This is a genomic window from Pseudomonas sp. GGS8 (genome assembly GCF_024168645.1).
Classification (GTDB): domain Bacteria; phylum Pseudomonadota; class Gammaproteobacteria; order Pseudomonadales; family Pseudomonadaceae; genus Aquipseudomonas.
This window is the reverse complement of the sequence record NZ_JALJWF010000001.1, coordinates 6,535,981-6,550,204: the sequence shown is the minus strand read 5'-3', so window position 1 is coordinate 6,550,204 and position 14,224 is coordinate 6,535,981. Positions and strand designations below refer to the sequence as shown.

The window sequence follows — 14,224 nt, the reverse complement described above, 5'->3', positions numbered from 1 at the left end:
GTGTTACGGAGGGTTACGGACACCGTGGCGTTGTCGTCGAAAATTTGACTGTGCTGAAAGCCCCGTATTTACTGGGCTGGCGCGGGGCGTGATTTTTTTGAACGGAATTTTGTTACCGCTCGTACGACAGGCGCGCATTGCTACGGGAGGCACTCGGCGGCATAATGTAGCCCCTTTTTTCTGCCCCTACATGTGGAAGGTTCCCGTGACTCAGAAGCCCGACCAGTGTCTTGGTGAATGGATCGACCGTGAAGCACTCGCAGAAGCGATGATTCCGCTTATCGGTCAGCTCTACCGCAATAACAACGTGGTGAGCTCGATCTATGGCCGCAGTCTGATCAACCAGTCTGTCATCGCGATCCTCAAAGCTCACCGCTTTGCTCGCCATCGCCAGTCCGATGACAGCGAATTGTCCGTCCACGAAACATTCCCGCTGCTCAAGGCAATGAGCGAGCTCAAGCTCGGCGCTGCTTCGGTGGATCTGGGTAAGCTGGCTGTCAAATTCAAAGCCGAAGGCAATGGCCGTACCGCTGAAGCGTTCGTCCGTGACGAACTGGCCGATGTGGTCGGCAAGCAGAATGGTTCCGGCCGTACCGGCACCGACGTTGTTCTTTACGGCTTCGGTCGTATCGGTCGTCTGCTGGCGCGCATCCTGATCGAGAAAACCGGTGGTGGCGACGGCCTGCGTCTGCGCGCCATCGTTGTCCGCAAGGGCGCCGAGAACGATCTGGTCAAACGTGCCAGCCTGCTGCGTCGCGACTCGGTGCACGGTTCGTTCAACGGCACCATCACCATTGATGAAGCCAACAACACCATCACCGCCAACGGTAACCTGATCCAGGTTATCTACGCGAAGAACCCGACTGAAGTGGACTACACCCAGTACGGCATCAAAAACGCGTTGCTGGTGGACAACACCGGTGTATGGCGTGACGCCGACGGCCTGGGCCAGCACCTGGCCTGCCCGGGTATCGACCGCGTTGTTCTGACCGCACCTGGCAAAGGCAAGCTGAAGAACATCGTTCACGGCATCAACCACGGTGAAATCACCGCTGACGACAAGATCGTTTCTGCCGCTTCCTGCACCACCAACGCCATCGTGCCGGTGCTGAAAGCTGTCAACGACAAGTTCGGCATCGTCAACGGTCACGTTGAAACGGTTCACTCGTACACCAACGACCAGAACCTGATCGACAACTTCCACAAAGGCGATCGTCGTGGTCGTAGCGCCGCGTTGAACATGGTTATCACCGAGACCGGTGCTGCCACTGCTGCCGCCAAGGCGCTGCCTGAACTGGCTGGCAAGTTGACCGGCAACGCGATTCGCGTTCCGACGCCAAACGTGTCGATGGCCATTCTCAACCTGAACCTTGAGAAAGCCACCACCCGCGAAGAGATGAACGAGTACCTGCGCTACATGGCGCTGCACTCCGATCTGCATAAGCAAATCGACTTCGTCAACTCGCAGGAAGTGGTTTCCACCGACTTCGTGGGCTCGCGCCACGCAGGCGTAGTGGACGCTGAAGCGACCATCTGCAACGACAACCGCGTTGTTCTGTACGTCTGGTACGACAACGAATTCGGTTACAGCTGCCAGGTAGTTCGCGTGATGGAAGACATGGCCGGTGTAAACCCGCCAGCATTCCCGCGCTAAGCCTTAGCTGCACATGAAAACGCCCCGACTTTGGTCGGGGCGTTTTTGTTTGTGCGCCCGGCAAGGGCGTAATCTGCCGGGAGAAAGTCCTGGCAGCCGGTTAGCCGCAGGCCTTCATGTCTACGGGCCCGACAAACTCGTTGCCGTGGCCCATCACGCACGCCACGCTCTGGTTGCGCTGACGTTCCCAAGCCTGAACCGGGTAGGTCTTGTTCCAGGCTTCGTACAATTGCCGATCCTGTTTCGACAGGCGCAAGCCGTACTGCTTGCTCATGTAGAAATACGTCCGGGCGATCATGCCGCGGATGGAAGGGCGGGGCATGACCTTCTTCGCCTTGAAGTCGATCTGAGTCAGACACGAGCCATATTGACCCGACTGCACGGGCAGCCAGCCAAAACTGAAATTGCTCCGATCGCCATTCACCTCGCCGATGCTGGGTACCAGGTTGTGCAGGTCGGCCTCAGCTTTTTGATAGGTCGGGTCGTAGCGCGTGCAGTTCTTGCGACCTCCTTGTTGCCAGCACTGACGCTGATGGCCGATCTGCCAGGCCGGAACAATGTGTTCCCACTCGATGCGCGAGGCGCGCTTGACGTTTTTGCGTGGCACATAACCGCAGGCGGCGAGGTTCACACGGTTGCCGGTGTATTTGCAGCCGCAATAAAACTCGGTGGATTGCGGAGCGTACAACGTCCAGGCGACTTTCTTGGCTTCGTTGAAGGTGCGTGGGGCGCCAGCCTGGGCGCCAAGGGTGATGAGCAGAAACAGCAAAGCAAGCCAGCGGACGCTCATTGACTCAATCTTCCTTCGGCACAACCCAGAAAATCTGCACACCGCCATCGTCGCGATGGGCGAGGGTGACGTTGTCGTTCTCGTCGATTTCTTCGAGCAAACGCTCCCACTCATCCACGGGTTCGTCGGGAAGACGGAAGATCAGTGCAGCTTTGGCTTTCTGGGCGGTAGGGGAATTGATGATTTTCTGAACGCGCATACCCAGGCGTTCGTAAGCGTCAGGAGAGGCAGAGGTAGTGGCCACGGAGTTATCCTTATTAAGCTGTACGTGCATACAGTATTTAACTGTAGGCATTTTCGCAACTGCTTAAAATTCAAGAAAATCCTCTGACAGTGGTTTTTTCCGTTTGGTGTAGGGCTGGGAGGGATTTTTTATCGGAAGAGGTCGTGAACCACTCGCCAAGGCTGACGAGTGGTGACAGCGGTGCCCGACCGCGAACGGGTCGGGCGAGGGCGAATCAGTATTCCCAGAACATCCGTTGCAGCTCTTTGCTGTCGTTGGTCTTGGTGAGCGCGACCATGGCCAGGATGCGGGCTTTTTGCGGGTTCAGGTCGTGAGCAACAACCCAGTCGTACTTGTCGTCAGGCTGTTCGGCGTTACGCAAGACGAAACCGCCGGCATTGACGTGAGAAGAGCGGATGATCTGCACGCCGTCCTTGCGCAAGGCCTGCAAGGCAGGGACCACGCGGGACGATACCGAGCCATTGCCGGTGCCGGCGTGGATGATGGCTTTGGCGCCCGATTGAGCCAGGGCTTTGTAGGCGGTGTCGCTGACATTGCCATAGGAGTAGGCAATTTCGACGTCAGGCAGGCTCTTGATGGTTTTGATGTCGAATTCCGAGTCCATGGTGTGGCGCTTGGCTGGCAGACGGAACCAGTAGGATTTACCTTCGACCACCATCCCCAATGGGCCCCAGGCGCTTTTGAACGCCTCGGTCTTGATGTTGATCATTTTGCTGACATCGCGACCCGACTGGATTTCATCGTTCATGGTCACCAATACGCCTTTGCCGCGCGCGTCTTTACTGCTGGCCACAGCGACGGCGTTGTACAGGTTCAGCATGCCGTCGGCCGACATGGCGGTACCAGGGCGCATGGAACCGACGACGATAATCGGCTTGTCGGTTTTTTCCACCAGGTTCAGGAAGTAAGCGGTTTCTTCCAGGGTGTCTGTGCCATGGGTGATGACAATGCCATCGACGTCTTTGCTGTCGGCCAGTTCAGCCACGCGGCGACCCAGTTGCAGCAGGTTGTCGTTGGTGATGCTCTCGGACGCGATCTGCATGACTTGTTCGCCGCGAACGTTGGCCAATTGGCTCAGTTGCGGAACCCCTGCGATCAATTGTTCGATGCCGACTTTCGCCGCTTGGTAGGTGGCGCTGTTGGCGGCGCTGGCGCCCGCGCCGGCAATGGTGCCGCCGGTGGCCAGGATCACCACGTTCGCCAGTTTCTGTTGGGTTTCGACTTCTTTTGCCTGAAGGGCTGTAGGCAGAAGCATAAGCAGGGCCAAAGCGCCCGGAATAAAAGTGTTGAAGGCAGATTTCATTATTGTTTTCTCTAGTAGTGAGACGGTGCAGATGCAGGTTCATCTAGAAGCGCCCCAAGCAGATCTGAACGCCGGGGGTGTAGAAGAACAGCAGGATCTGTACCAGCCAGACGCCGAACAGGAAGATCTCTTAACATGATGATTTTTATCAATATTGTTTTGATGGCTGGCGACACTTTCGCGCTCGGTCGTCCGGGTTTCCGAATATGTGCAGCTTTTTCGTTCGGCCCTCCGATTTCCATGGAGGAAATCGTCTTGCAAAATCGAAAATCGGTGCTAAAGAAACCCGCGCGCAGGTCGATGCTCCTTTATAGGGATCTTTTCTTTCTGGAGTTCACATGTCGTTTACTGTCGGTTTTGCTAATGCGGGCGCAATCACGATCGGGGGTAAATCCCCAGCGACCATTAGCGATTTGAGTGAAGCAGCATCCGATGCCTCGGCCCAGGCGCTGGGCGAAGAGCAGGGTAGCGACAACCAAGTTAGAACCGGCGGTGGTGCGGCGGCTCAGGGCGAAAGCAAATCCGAGAAAGCCAGCACTCAAAGTATTGCGGTGCAGGTATTGCTCAAGCGCATGCAGGAACTGCAGCAGCAGCTGCGCGAACAGCAACAACAACTGGCGGCCGCTCAGGCAGCGAATTATCCGACTCCGGAAGCCAAGGCCAGCGCAGTCATGACGATCCAGGGGCAAATCGCCGATACCAGTGCTGCGCTTGCGCAAGTGACAGGCAATCTGGTCAAGGAGCTGGCCAAGGATTCCAGCGGTGGCGGTCTGGTCAACACCACGGCGTGATGTAAAACGGGTTGGTTTTTGCCAGCCGAGACACAGAACGGGCCGTTGACAAATCTCGACAGGGTTCGCATAGTTCGGTCTACGCAAACGTTTGCGCGATCGCCGTCGATGGGCTGATCCATTGATGATCCAGCGCAAGCGTTGCTAAGAATAATCATAAGATCGGAGTGAACCCATGAAGCTGCCATTCGCTGGACGTCTTCTCGCTGTCGCTATGTTGGCTGCCGCATCAGCCGCGTTGCCTGTCTCTTCGGCGTTCGCCGAAACCCCTGAAAAACCTAAAGTCGCGCTGGTCATGAAATCACTGGCCAACGAGTTCTTCCTGACCATGGAAGACGGCGCCAAGGCTTACCAGAAAGACCACTCCGGCGACTTCGAGCTGATCTCCAACGGCATCAAGGACGAAACGGACACTGCCGGCCAGACGCGTATCGTCGAGCAAATGATCCTGTCCAAGGTCAACGCACTGGTCATCGCTCCGGCAGACTCCAAGGCCATGGTCCCGGTCATCAAGAAAGCAGTCGATGCCGGCATCACCGTGATCAACATCGATAACCAGCTGGACCCGGCTGTCGTCAAAAGCAAAAACATCACCGTTCCATTCGTAGGCCCGGACAACCGCAAGGGCGCGCGTCTGGTGGGCGAATACCTGGCCAAGGAACTGAAGGCCGGTGACGAAGTCGGCATCATCGAAGGCGTTTCCACCACCACCAACGCCCAGCAGCGCACTGCCGGCTTCAAGGATGCGATGGAAGCGGCGCAGATCAAAGTCGTGTCCCTGCAGTCCGGCGATTGGGAAATCGACAAGGGCGGCAAAGTGGCCTCATCGATGCTCAGCGAATACCCGAACATCAAGGCCCTGCTGGCCGGCAACGACAGCATGGCGGTCGGCGCGGTCTCTGCCGTGCGTGCCGCGGGCAAGGCCGGCAAGGTGCAAGTGGTCGGTTACGACAACATCAATGCGATCAAACCAATGCTCAAGGACGGCCGCGTCCTGGCCACCGCCGACCAGTTTGCTGCCCGGCAAGCGGTGTTCGGCATCGAGACCGCGCTGAAAATCATCAAAGGCGAGAAAGTCGATAGCGGCGCCAACGGCGTCATCGAAACTCCGGTAGAGCTGGTTACCAAGTAGTCTTTCTGGCGACACAACGGTGCTCGCCTCTTGGGGCGAGCACATGGAGAGTTTTTATGTCAGTTTCCGCCCCGAACGCTGTCCTCTCGGTCAGCGGTATCGGTAAGACCTACGCCCAACCTGTCCTGACCGGTATCGACCTGACGCTGATGCGCGGCGAAGTGCTGGCGCTGACCGGCGAGAATGGCGCCGGCAAAAGCACGCTGTCGAAAATCATTGGCGGACTGGTCACGCCGACCACCGGCCAGATGCAATTCCAGGGGCAGGATTACCGCCCCGGCAGCCGCAGTCAGGCCGAAGAGCTGGGCATCCGCATGGTCATGCAAGAACTCAATCTGTTGCCAACATTGTCGGTGGCCGAAAACCTGTTCCTCGACAATCTGCCCAACCACGGCGGCTGGATCAGTCGCAAGCAACTGCGCCGGGCGGCGATCGAGGCTATGGCCCAGGTCGGCCTCGACGCCATCGACCCGGACACCCTGGTCGGTGAACTGGGTATCGGCCACCAGCAAATGGTGGAGATCGCCCGCAACTTGATCGGCGATTGCCATGTGCTGATCCTCGACGAACCGACCGCGATGCTGACGGCACGTGAAGTCGAAATGCTGTTCGAGCAGATCACCCGCCTGCAGGCGCGCGGCGTGTCGATTATCTACATTTCCCACCGCCTCGAAGAATTGGCGCGGGTGGCCCAGCGCATTGCGGTATTGCGCGACGGCAACCTGGTGTGTGTCGAGCCGATGGCCAATTACAACAGCGAGCAACTAGTCACCTTGATGGTCGGCCGTGAACTGGGCGAACACATCGACATGGGCCCGCGCAACATCGGTGCTCCGGCCTTGACGGTCAAAGGGCTGACTCGCTCCGATAAGGTTCGCGATGTGTCCTTCGAAGTGCGCGCCGGCGAGATTTTCGGGATCTCCGGTTTGATCGGGGCCGGGCGCACCGAGTTGCTGCGCCTGATCTTCGGTGCCGATACAGCCGACAGCGGCACCGTCGCGCTGGGGTCGCCGGCCCAAGTGGTAAATATTCGTTCGCCGGCCGACGCGGTCGGTCATGGCATTGCGTTGATCACCGAAGATCGCAAGGGCGAAGGGCTGCTGCTGACGCAATCGATCAGCGCCAACATTGCCCTGGGCAATATGCCGGTAATTTCCAGTGGCGGCTTCGTCAACAACGGTGACGAGATGTCACTGGCCCAGCGTCAAATCGACGCCATGCGCATTCGCAGTTCCAGCCCGACACAACTGGTTTCGGAACTGTCCGGCGGCAATCAGCAGAAAGTGGTGATCGGCCGCTGGCTGGAGCGCGACTGCACGGTGATGCTGTTTGACGAGCCGACCCGGGGCATCGACGTCGGCGCCAAGTTCGACATTTATACATTGCTCGGTGAGTTGACCCGTCAGGGCAAAGCGCTGGTGGTGGTGTCCAGCGACCTGCGCGAACTGATGCTGATCTGCGACCGCATCGGTGTGCTGTCGGCAGGGCGTTTGATCGAGACCTTCGAGCGTGACAGCTGGACCCAGGATGAGTTGCTTGCCGCCGCGTTCGCCGGCTACCAAAAACGTGATGCGTTGCTCAATGAAGCAGCGCCTAGGGATCTTCCATGAATACTGCAACTCTGGTCGGCAAACGTAGTGGCAATTTTTACGGCCTCGGCACTTACCTGGGCCTGGCCGGTGCCTTGCTGGCGATGGTCGCGCTGTTCTCTGTGTTGAGCAGCCATTTCCTGTCTTACGATACCTTTAGCACCCTGGCCAACCAGATTCCCGATCTGATGGTGCTGGCGGTCGGCATGACCTTCGTATTGATCATCGGCGGCATCGATTTGTCGGTGGGTTCGGTGCTGGCGCTGGCGGCGTCGACGGTTAGCGTGGCGATTCTCGGCTGGGGCTGGAGTGTGCTGCCGGCAGCATTGCTGGGAATGGGCGCCGCGGCACTGGCGGGCACCATCACGGGCTCGATCACCGTGGCCTGGCGGATTCCGTCGTTCATCGTGTCTCTCGGGGTGCTGGAGATGGCGCGGGGGCTGGCGTATCAAATGACCGGCTCGCGCACCGCCTATATCGGTGATGCCTTCGCCTGGCTGTCCAACCCGATCGCATTCGGCATCTCGCCATCGTTCATCATTGCCTTGCTGATTATCTTTATTGCGCAGGCTGTGCTGACGCGTACGGTGTTCGGTCGTTACCTGATCGGTATCGGCACCAACGAAGAGGCGGTGCGTCTGGCGGGGATCAATCCAAAGCCCTACAAGATTCTGGTTTTCAGTCTGATGGGATTGCTGGCCGGTATCGCTGCGCTGTTTCAGATTTCTCGTCTGGAAGCGGCGGACCCGAATGCCGGCTCCGGTCTGGAGCTGCAAGTGATCGCCGCAGTGGTGATCGGCGGCACCAGCCTGATGGGCGGGCGCGGTTCGGTCATCAGCACCTTCTTTGGCGTGCTGATCATCTCTGTACTGGCAGCTGGTCTGGCGCAGATCGGCGCGACTGAGCCAACCAAACGCATCATCACCGGGGCGGTTATCGTGGTGGCGGTGGTGCTCGATACCTATCGCAGTCAGCGCGCAAGCCGGCGGACCTGAGTCATGGCAACGATCAAGGATGTAGCGGCACTCGCGGGCATTTCCTACACCACGGTTTCCCATGTGGTGAACAAGACGCGGCCGGTCAGTGAGGAAGTGCGGATCAAGGTCGAGGCCGCGATCAAAAGCCTCGACTACGTGCCCAGCGCCGTGGCCCGCTCGTTGAAAGCGAAAACCACCGCGACCATCGGCCTGCTGGTGCCCAACAGCCTCAACCCGTACTTCGCCGAGTTGGCCCGTGGCATCGAGGATTACTGCGAGCGCAATGGCTATTGCGTCATTCTCTGCAACTCCGACGACAACCTGGACAAACAGCGCAGCTACCTTCGCGTGCTGCTGGAAAAGCGCATCGACGGCTTGATCGTTGCGTCCGCCGGTGGTGACAGCGGTCTGGCTGAAGGTCTGACCGGCGTGCGTACGCCGATGGTGATCGTCGACCGTGACCTGGAGGGCGTCGACGCGGACCTGGTGCGCATCGATCACGAATACGGCGCCTATCTGGCAACCCGGCACTTGCTGGAGTTGGGGCATCGGGACATCGCCACGATTGGTGGGCCGGCGAGTACCAGCGTGGCACAGATGCGTCTGGCCGGTTATTGCCGGGCGTTGAAAGAGGCGGGCGTCGAGGTGCCGCGCGAGCGCATGCTGGAAAGCGACTTCACCAGCACCGGCGGTTACAACGCCGCCGCGATCCTGCTGGAAAAGAACCCGCCCAGCGCGATCTTCGCCGGCAACGACATGATCGGCATCGGTGTGTTGCGTGCCGCTGCCGAGCGCAATATTCGTGTGCCCACCGAGCTATCGGTGATCGGTTTCGACGATATCCAGATGAGCCGTTACGTCTATCCGGCGCTGACCACCGTGGGCCAATCAATCCTGCAACTTGGCGAGATGGCGGCCGAGGTGTTGCTGCGCCGGATCGCCGCGCCGGATCTGGCGACCGATCAGCGCATCGTGACGCCCAGTATTGTCCTGCGGGAATCGACCGCGCCGCTGGCCGGTGTGTTCGCCCAATATCGCTGAGCCGAAAGCACCGCTAAACAAAAAAGCACCGCTGAAATCGAATTGATGAGTAAAGATGTATGCCAGCAAAAGTAGTGGTAATAGGCAGCCTGAACATGGACCTGGTGACCCGGGCACCACGGCTGCCCCGTGGTGGTGAAACGCTGATCGGCCAGTCATTTGCCACAGTTTCCGGCGGCAAGGGCGCGAACCAGGCCGTGGCCGCGGCGCGGCTGGGAGCGCAGGTGTCGATGGTCGGTTGTGTCGGCAGCGATGCTTATGGCGAAGCGCTGCGCGGAGCGCTGTTGGCTGAGCGGATCGATTGCCAGGCAGTCAGTATGGTCGAGGATTCCAGCGGTGTGGCGTTGATCGTGGTCGATGACAACAGTCAGAACGCGATTGTGATTGTTGCCGGTGCCAACGGCGCGCTGACCCCTGAGGTGATCGACCGTTTCGACAGCGTATTGCAGACGGCGGATGTCATCATCTGTCAGCTGGAAGTGCCGGATGCCACGGTTGGCCATGCCCTGAAACGCGGTCGTGAGCTGGGTAAGACCGTGATCCTCAATCCGGCACCGGCCAGTCGCCCGTTGCCGGCGGATTGGTATGCGGCCATCGATTACCTGATTCCCAACGAAAGCGAAGCGTCGGCCTTGAGCGGTTTGCCGGTGGATTCCCTGAGCACTGCCGAAGCCGCCGCGAACCGCTTGATCGCCATGGGCGCCGGTAAGATGATCATCACCCTTGGCGCTCAGGGATCGCTGTTCGCCAATGGCATCACCTTCGAGCATTTCACGGCACCGAAAGTGAAGGCGGTCGATACCACCGCGGCCGGCGACACGTTTGTCGGTGGTTTCGCAGCGGCCCTGGCGGCCGGCAAAAGCGAGGCCGAGGCGATCCGTTTCGGTCAGGTCGCCGCTGCGCTGTCGGTCACCCGGGCTGGCGCGCAACCTTCGATTCCTACCTTGTCCGACGTACAGGCGTTTAAAGCACCATGAAAAAGACACCTCTGCTCAACGTCGCGTTGTCGCGGCTGATCGCATCCCTGGGTCATGGCGACACCGTTGTGATCGGCGATGCCGGCTTGCCAGTACCGCCCGGCGTAGAGTTGATTGACCTGGCCTTGACCCACGGCATTCCGGATTTCATCAGTACCTTGAAGGTTGTGCTCAGCGAAATGCAGGTCGAAAGCCATGTGCTGGCCCATGAGATTCTGGACAAAAAGCCGTCGACCTTGAGCACGCTGGATGAACTGAATGCCGACGGTGCGCTTGGTCGGCGTGAATTGCTCAGTCATGACCAATTCAAAGCGCTCAGCCGACAGGCACGGGCGATTGTTCGTACAGGCGAATGTCAGCCGTACTGCAACATCGTTTTGGTGGCTGGCGTAACGTTCTAGCTTTCCGTTCTTCCCCACGCACAAGGAGTGCGCTATGCACCGCTACGCTCAGAAACTGCATCACCTGCTTCGGAGTCTGCTGCTTTTGTCCCTGATTACCGTAACGAGCGCCCAAGCGGCGGAAAAAATCGACTTGATCATCGACACCGATCCGGGTGCCGACGACGTGGTCGCCTTGCTGTTTGCCCTGGCCTCGCCGGAAGAGCTGAACATTCGTGCGCTGACCACCGTCGCTGGCAATGTGCGTCTGGACAAGACTTCGCGTAACGCGCGCCTGGCCCGCGAATGGGCGGGCCGCGAAGAGGTGCCTGTTTACGCGGGCGCGCCGAAACCGCTGATGCGCACGCCAATTTATGCCGAGAACATCCACGGCAAGGAAGGCCTGTCAGGTGTCACCGTGCATGAGCCGAAGAAAGGCCTGGCCGAAGGCAATGCGGTCAATTACCTGATCGATACCCTGAAAGCCGCCAAGCCCCATAGCATCACCATCGCCATGCTCGGCCCGCAGACCAACCTGGCCCTGGCGCTGATCCAGGAACCTGAAATCGTTCAGGGCATCAAGGAAGTGGTGATCATGGGCGGTGCGCACTTCAATGGTGGCAACATCACCCCAGTGGCCGAATTCAACCTGTTTGCCGACCCACAGGCGGCGGAGGTGGTGCTGAAGAGTGGCGTCAAGCTGACGTATCTGCCGCTGGACGTGACTCACAAGATCCTGACCAGTGAAGCGCGCCTGAAGCAGATCGCCGCACTGAACAACAATGCCAGCAAACTGGTGGGCGATATTCTCAACGAGTACGTCAAAGGCGACATGGAGCACTACGGTATTCCGGGTGGCCCGGTGCATGACGCCACGGTCATCGCTTACCTGCTCAAGCCAGAGCTGTTCACCGGGCGTTCGGTCAACGTAGTGGTTGATAGCCGCGAAGGGCCGACCTTCGGCCAGACCATCGTCGACTGGTATGACGGCCTGAAGGCGCCGAAGAATGCCTTCTGGGTTGAAAATGGCGACGCTCAGGGTTTCTTCGACTTGCTGACCCAGCGTCTGGCTCGTTTGAAGTAAGTCACAGGCCCGCAGCTGCCGGCCTGCGGGTTTTACATTCACTCGCTATCTGGCAGGCCCATATAATCGGCGGGGTATTTCTCGAGTATCTGGGCGATGAAGGTCTGGGCAGCTTGTGTCCCCAGTTCCTTGACCAGCAAATCGATACCAATGATTGCCAACTCTTCCGGGCTGCCCGGACTGTAAGAGCTATGGCCCTGTGGCCACTTGATTGTGATGTTGGCGTCGATGCTTACGGTGGTCATGATGGCGCTCGTGAAATCGAGATGTCTGAGTGTCGAGTTAACCATTTTGCGAGACGTTTGGCACTCCGACTTAGGCATGAAGGGAGGGCTATGCGACACTTGGTCTTTGACGAATTTTCAAGGATTGTGCTGTGCAGATCGATTTGAACACTCCTGACAGCTTGACCCTCGAAGCGGTGCGTCAGCTACTGGCCTCTGCCAGCGACGATGAGCACACCCAGTTGCGGGTCACCAAAGGCGGCATCGCCTACATTTCGTCGGGTGTCGTTGGCGGTACTGATATCGACGGGCTGCTGTTTCGCCTGGAAACATGGGCCAAGGGTTCGGGTTATGTCGGACGGGTCGCAGCCAGCGACGAGGTCTGGGTCATGCAGATCTTCAATGCGCTGAAAGAGAACTGGCCGAATCCGCCGTACGACTACATCGACGTCTATTGAACGCTGTTCATATTCAGTCACGATTGCGGGATGAACGGTAGGGCGATGCTCAGGCAAACTCGCCGCTTGTCCAGACCGAGGGCAGGGTGATAGCGCCCGGCTTGAAACCAAACACCCAAATGGCGGTCGCACGATCTCTGCTTAATTTTTGAAAGAAAGGAGGCTTCATGCCTTGGAAGCTCGCATCACTGGGTACTTTGTTGGCCGCCACTCTGCTGGCCGGTTGCAGCAGTACCTCCACCGAGTCGGCAAAGGACCCTGTGGCGACCGATACCGGCCACAGCCGTTGTGAAGCAAAGGCTGCCGAATTCACCATTGGCAAAAAGGCCTCGCCCGAATTGCTGGAGCAGGCACGTACTCGCTCAGGCGCGCAGAATGCCCGTTTCCTCAAGCCTGATGACATGGTGACGCTGGAATACCGTTCCGACCGTCTGAACCTGAACACCGATAACAACCTGGTGGTCACTCGCGTCAATTGCGGCTGATTGTTTCAGGCTTTTGTTTCGCCCATAAAAAACCCCGTCACATGGACGGGGTTTTTTTAGTGCGCCAGAAAATTACTCTGGGCGAACTTGTGCAGCTTGCATACCCTTTTGGCCTTTCTCAGCCACGAAGGAAACGGTTTGGCCTTCTTTCAGGCTTTTGAAACCGTCGCTTTCGATAGCTTTGAAGTGTACGAACAGGTCGTCACCGCCACCTTGAGGAGTGATGAAGCCGAAGCCTTTTTCATCGTTGAACCATTTAACGGTGCCGGTTTGGCGATTAGACATGGTGTATCTCCAAGAAACATATATTTTCAGTAGTACTGTGCTGCTCAGGCCAACTGGGCACACCGGAGTATCATAGTCGAAATGTTCGCTTTGGGAGCCCCCCAGACGTGCTGTTTGCCCTACAGTCGCGTTCTCTTTGTCGCTTTGTGTGGCTGAAAGCCCCGTTTTAAAAGGCTTTCAGCCGAAATTAAAGACAATAAAAAAAGCTGTAAAACCTGCATAAATCGTACGAAAAAGCTGAAAACCGTCATTTTTTCTCAGCGTTGGGCCGAGTCAAAAGGGCTTTTTTCTCACTTTTTCGCCGGTGGATTGGCCCTGCATTTGGCGATTTTATCCAGTGCCGTCTTTTGCATTTCCGGGCTGGCCTTGTTGTCCATCAGGGCCTGAATGTCGCCGGCCGGATACGATTTGATCGCGTCGGCACCACAAGCACAGTGAGCTTTTGCCGCAGCGGCACCGATCTGAGGGGCAGCCGCTTGTGTGCATTGAGCCATGTACTTCTCACGCTCGCCCTTTGGCCAATCGGCGTGGGCGGCCAGCGGCAGCAACAGGACGAGGGGGGCGACTACTGCGAATAAACGATTCAGACGCATGCTGAGATGCTCCTTTCGGGTCAATGTCTTTTATCTGATGGGTGACGTGGGGTTCAAGTTCAGCACTCTGGCATAAAAAAGCCTTATTTGCCCTAGCAGAAAACCTCGGTGCATCGACGACCGTTCATCTGTGCTAGCATGCCCAGCTCGGGTGTTTGCAGGCTCCGGATGACCTTCAGTCCCGGCAGCGGCAAATGCGCGAATAACCCTGATTTGA

18 protein-coding genes are annotated in these 14,224 nt (G+C 58.1%); 12 read left to right on the top strand and 6 right to left on the bottom strand.

Translation table 11 applies throughout. The annotated features are described in order from the left end of the window. Positions 1-190 precede the first annotated feature (190 nt). On the top strand, positions 191-1,654 hold the full coding sequence (locus J3D54_RS29540) for a glyceraldehyde-3-phosphate dehydrogenase (RefSeq protein ID WP_253426155.1): 1,464 nt from the start codon (positions 191-193) through the stop codon (positions 1,652-1,654). A gap of 100 nt (positions 1,655-1,754) precedes the next feature. Here the strand turns inward: J3D54_RS29540 and J3D54_RS29535 are convergent, their stop codons facing one another. The 3 genes from J3D54_RS29535 to J3D54_RS29525 form a co-directional block, all read right to left on the bottom strand. Further along, positions 1,755-2,444: an endonuclease gene (locus J3D54_RS29535; RefSeq protein ID WP_253426152.1), complete on the bottom strand. Its 690-nt coding sequence runs from the start codon at positions 2,442-2,444 to the stop codon at positions 1,755-1,757. A gap of 4 nt (positions 2,445-2,448) precedes the next feature. Next, positions 2,449-2,739: a DUF1654 domain-containing protein gene (locus J3D54_RS29530; RefSeq protein WP_007940214.1), complete on the bottom strand. Its 291-nt coding sequence runs from the start codon at positions 2,737-2,739 to the stop codon at positions 2,449-2,451. A gap of 163 nt (positions 2,740-2,902) precedes the next feature. Further along, a complete protein-coding gene (locus J3D54_RS29525) occupies positions 2,903-3,991 on the bottom strand; it encodes an asparaginase (RefSeq protein ID WP_253426149.1) in 1,089 nt (362 codons plus the stop codon). Here J3D54_RS29525 and J3D54_RS29520 point away from each other — a divergent pair. The 9 genes from J3D54_RS29520 to J3D54_RS29480 all read left to right on the top strand — a co-directional run bounded on the left by J3D54_RS29520 (position 3,972) and on the right by J3D54_RS29480 (position 11,962). Next, positions 3,972-4,130, top strand: coding sequence for a hypothetical protein (locus J3D54_RS29520; protein WP_253426860.1), 159 nt, complete (start codon positions 3,972-3,974; stop codon positions 4,128-4,130). The genes J3D54_RS29525 and J3D54_RS29520 overlap by 20 nt on opposite strands. Before the next feature lie 199 nt (positions 4,131-4,329). After that, a complete protein-coding gene (locus J3D54_RS29515; RefSeq protein WP_253426147.1) occupies positions 4,330-4,782 on the top strand; it encodes a hypothetical protein in 453 nt (150 codons plus the stop codon). Between the two features lie 175 nt (positions 4,783-4,957). Next, positions 4,958-5,914: a sugar ABC transporter substrate-binding protein gene (locus J3D54_RS29510; protein WP_253426145.1), complete on the top strand. Its 957-nt coding sequence runs from the start codon at positions 4,958-4,960 to the stop codon at positions 5,912-5,914. A gap of 56 nt (positions 5,915-5,970) precedes the next feature. Then, entirely contained in the window at positions 5,971-7,524 is a 1,554-nt protein-coding gene (locus J3D54_RS29505) for a sugar ABC transporter ATP-binding protein (protein ID WP_253426142.1), read from the top strand. Further along, positions 7,521-8,498: an ABC transporter permease gene (locus J3D54_RS29500; RefSeq protein WP_007940220.1), complete on the top strand. Its 978-nt coding sequence runs from the start codon at positions 7,521-7,523 to the stop codon at positions 8,496-8,498. The genes J3D54_RS29505 and J3D54_RS29500 overlap by 4 nt, the downstream gene beginning before the upstream one ends. A gap of 3 nt (positions 8,499-8,501) precedes the next feature. After that, positions 8,502-9,521: a LacI family DNA-binding transcriptional regulator gene (locus tag J3D54_RS29495; RefSeq protein WP_253426139.1), complete on the top strand. Its 1,020-nt coding sequence runs from the start codon at positions 8,502-8,504 to the stop codon at positions 9,519-9,521. 59 nt (positions 9,522-9,580) lie between these two features. Beyond that, a complete protein-coding gene (gene rbsK / locus J3D54_RS29490; RefSeq protein ID WP_253426135.1) occupies positions 9,581-10,498 on the top strand; it encodes a ribokinase in 918 nt (305 codons plus the stop codon). Next, entirely contained in the window at positions 10,495-10,899 is a 405-nt protein-coding gene (gene rbsD, locus J3D54_RS29485) for a D-ribose pyranase (RefSeq protein ID WP_253426132.1), read from the top strand. Before rbsK ends, rbsD begins: the two co-directional genes overlap by 4 nt. 34 nt (positions 10,900-10,933) lie before the next feature. Continuing rightward, positions 10,934-11,962 carry a nucleoside hydrolase gene (locus tag J3D54_RS29480; RefSeq protein WP_253426129.1) on the top strand — a complete coding sequence of 343 codons (1,029 nt, stop codon included), beginning with the start codon at positions 10,934-10,936 and terminating at the stop codon, positions 11,960-11,962. Between the two features lie 38 nt (positions 11,963-12,000). On the opposite strand, the gene J3D54_RS29475 is transcribed toward J3D54_RS29480, so the two are convergent. After that, positions 12,001-12,207: a hypothetical protein gene (locus J3D54_RS29475; protein WP_253426126.1), complete on the bottom strand. Its 207-nt coding sequence runs from the start codon at positions 12,205-12,207 to the stop codon at positions 12,001-12,003. Positions 12,208-12,338: 131 nt separating this feature from the next. Here J3D54_RS29475 and J3D54_RS29470 point away from each other — a divergent pair, with 131 nt between their 5' ends. Continuing rightward, positions 12,339-12,644 carry a hypothetical protein gene (locus J3D54_RS29470; RefSeq protein WP_253426124.1) on the top strand — a complete coding sequence of 102 codons (306 nt, stop codon included), beginning with the start codon at positions 12,339-12,341 and terminating at the stop codon, positions 12,642-12,644. Between the two features lie 167 nt (positions 12,645-12,811). Next, positions 12,812-13,129 carry an I78 family peptidase inhibitor gene (locus tag J3D54_RS29465; protein ID WP_253426121.1) on the top strand — a complete coding sequence of 106 codons (318 nt, stop codon included), beginning with the start codon at positions 12,812-12,814 and terminating at the stop codon, positions 13,127-13,129. Positions 13,130-13,201: 72 nt separating this feature from the next. Here the strand turns inward: J3D54_RS29465 and J3D54_RS29460 are convergent, their stop codons facing one another. Together J3D54_RS29460 and J3D54_RS29455 are read right to left on the bottom strand one after the other, a co-directional pair. Further along, positions 13,202-13,414, bottom strand: coding sequence for a cold-shock protein (locus J3D54_RS29460; protein WP_003179963.1), 213 nt, complete (start codon positions 13,412-13,414; stop codon positions 13,202-13,204). Positions 13,415-13,704: 290 nt separating this feature from the next. Further along, on the bottom strand, positions 13,705-14,007 hold the full coding sequence (locus J3D54_RS29455; protein ID WP_253426118.1) for a hypothetical protein: 303 nt from the start codon (positions 14,005-14,007) through the stop codon (positions 13,705-13,707). Between the last annotated feature and the right edge of the window lie 217 nt (positions 14,008-14,224).

Bases quoted from the DNA above. Each gene is read 5' to 3' on its own strand.
- J3D54_RS29540 (WP_253426155.1), top strand. From the start codon at position 191: ATGTGGAAGGTTCCCGTGACTCAGAAGCCCGACCAGTGTCTTGGTGAA.
- J3D54_RS29535 (WP_253426152.1), bottom strand. From the start codon at position 2,444: ATGAGCGTCCGCTGGCTTGCTTTGCTGTTTCTGCTCATCACCCTTGGC.
- J3D54_RS29530 (WP_007940214.1), bottom strand. From the start codon at position 2,739: ATGCCTACAGTTAAATACTGTATGCACGTACAGCTTAATAAGGATAAC.
- J3D54_RS29525 (WP_253426149.1), bottom strand. From the start codon at position 3,991: ATGAAATCTGCCTTCAACACTTTTATTCCGGGCGCTTTGGCCCTGCTT.
- J3D54_RS29515 (WP_253426147.1), top strand. From the start codon at position 4,330: ATGTCGTTTACTGTCGGTTTTGCTAATGCGGGCGCAATCACGATCGGG.
- J3D54_RS29510 (WP_253426145.1), top strand. From the start codon at position 4,958: ATGAAGCTGCCATTCGCTGGACGTCTTCTCGCTGTCGCTATGTTGGCT.
- J3D54_RS29505 (WP_253426142.1), top strand. From the start codon at position 5,971: ATGTCAGTTTCCGCCCCGAACGCTGTCCTCTCGGTCAGCGGTATCGGT.
- J3D54_RS29500 (WP_007940220.1), top strand. From the start codon at position 7,521: ATGAATACTGCAACTCTGGTCGGCAAACGTAGTGGCAATTTTTACGGC.
- J3D54_RS29495 (WP_253426139.1), top strand. From the start codon at position 8,502: ATGGCAACGATCAAGGATGTAGCGGCACTCGCGGGCATTTCCTACACC.
- rbsK (WP_253426135.1), top strand. From the start codon at position 9,581: ATGCCAGCAAAAGTAGTGGTAATAGGCAGCCTGAACATGGACCTGGTG.
- rbsD (WP_253426132.1), top strand. From the start codon at position 10,495: ATGAAAAAGACACCTCTGCTCAACGTCGCGTTGTCGCGGCTGATCGCA.
- J3D54_RS29480 (WP_253426129.1), top strand. From the start codon at position 10,934: ATGCACCGCTACGCTCAGAAACTGCATCACCTGCTTCGGAGTCTGCTG.
- J3D54_RS29475 (WP_253426126.1), bottom strand. From the start codon at position 12,207: ATGACCACCGTAAGCATCGACGCCAACATCACAATCAAGTGGCCACAG.
- J3D54_RS29465 (WP_253426121.1), top strand. From the start codon at position 12,812: ATGCCTTGGAAGCTCGCATCACTGGGTACTTTGTTGGCCGCCACTCTG.
- J3D54_RS29460 (WP_003179963.1), bottom strand. From the start codon at position 13,414: ATGTCTAATCGCCAAACCGGCACCGTTAAATGGTTCAACGATGAAAAA.
- J3D54_RS29455 (WP_253426118.1), bottom strand. From the start codon at position 14,007: ATGCGTCTGAATCGTTTATTCGCAGTAGTCGCCCCCCTCGTCCTGTTG.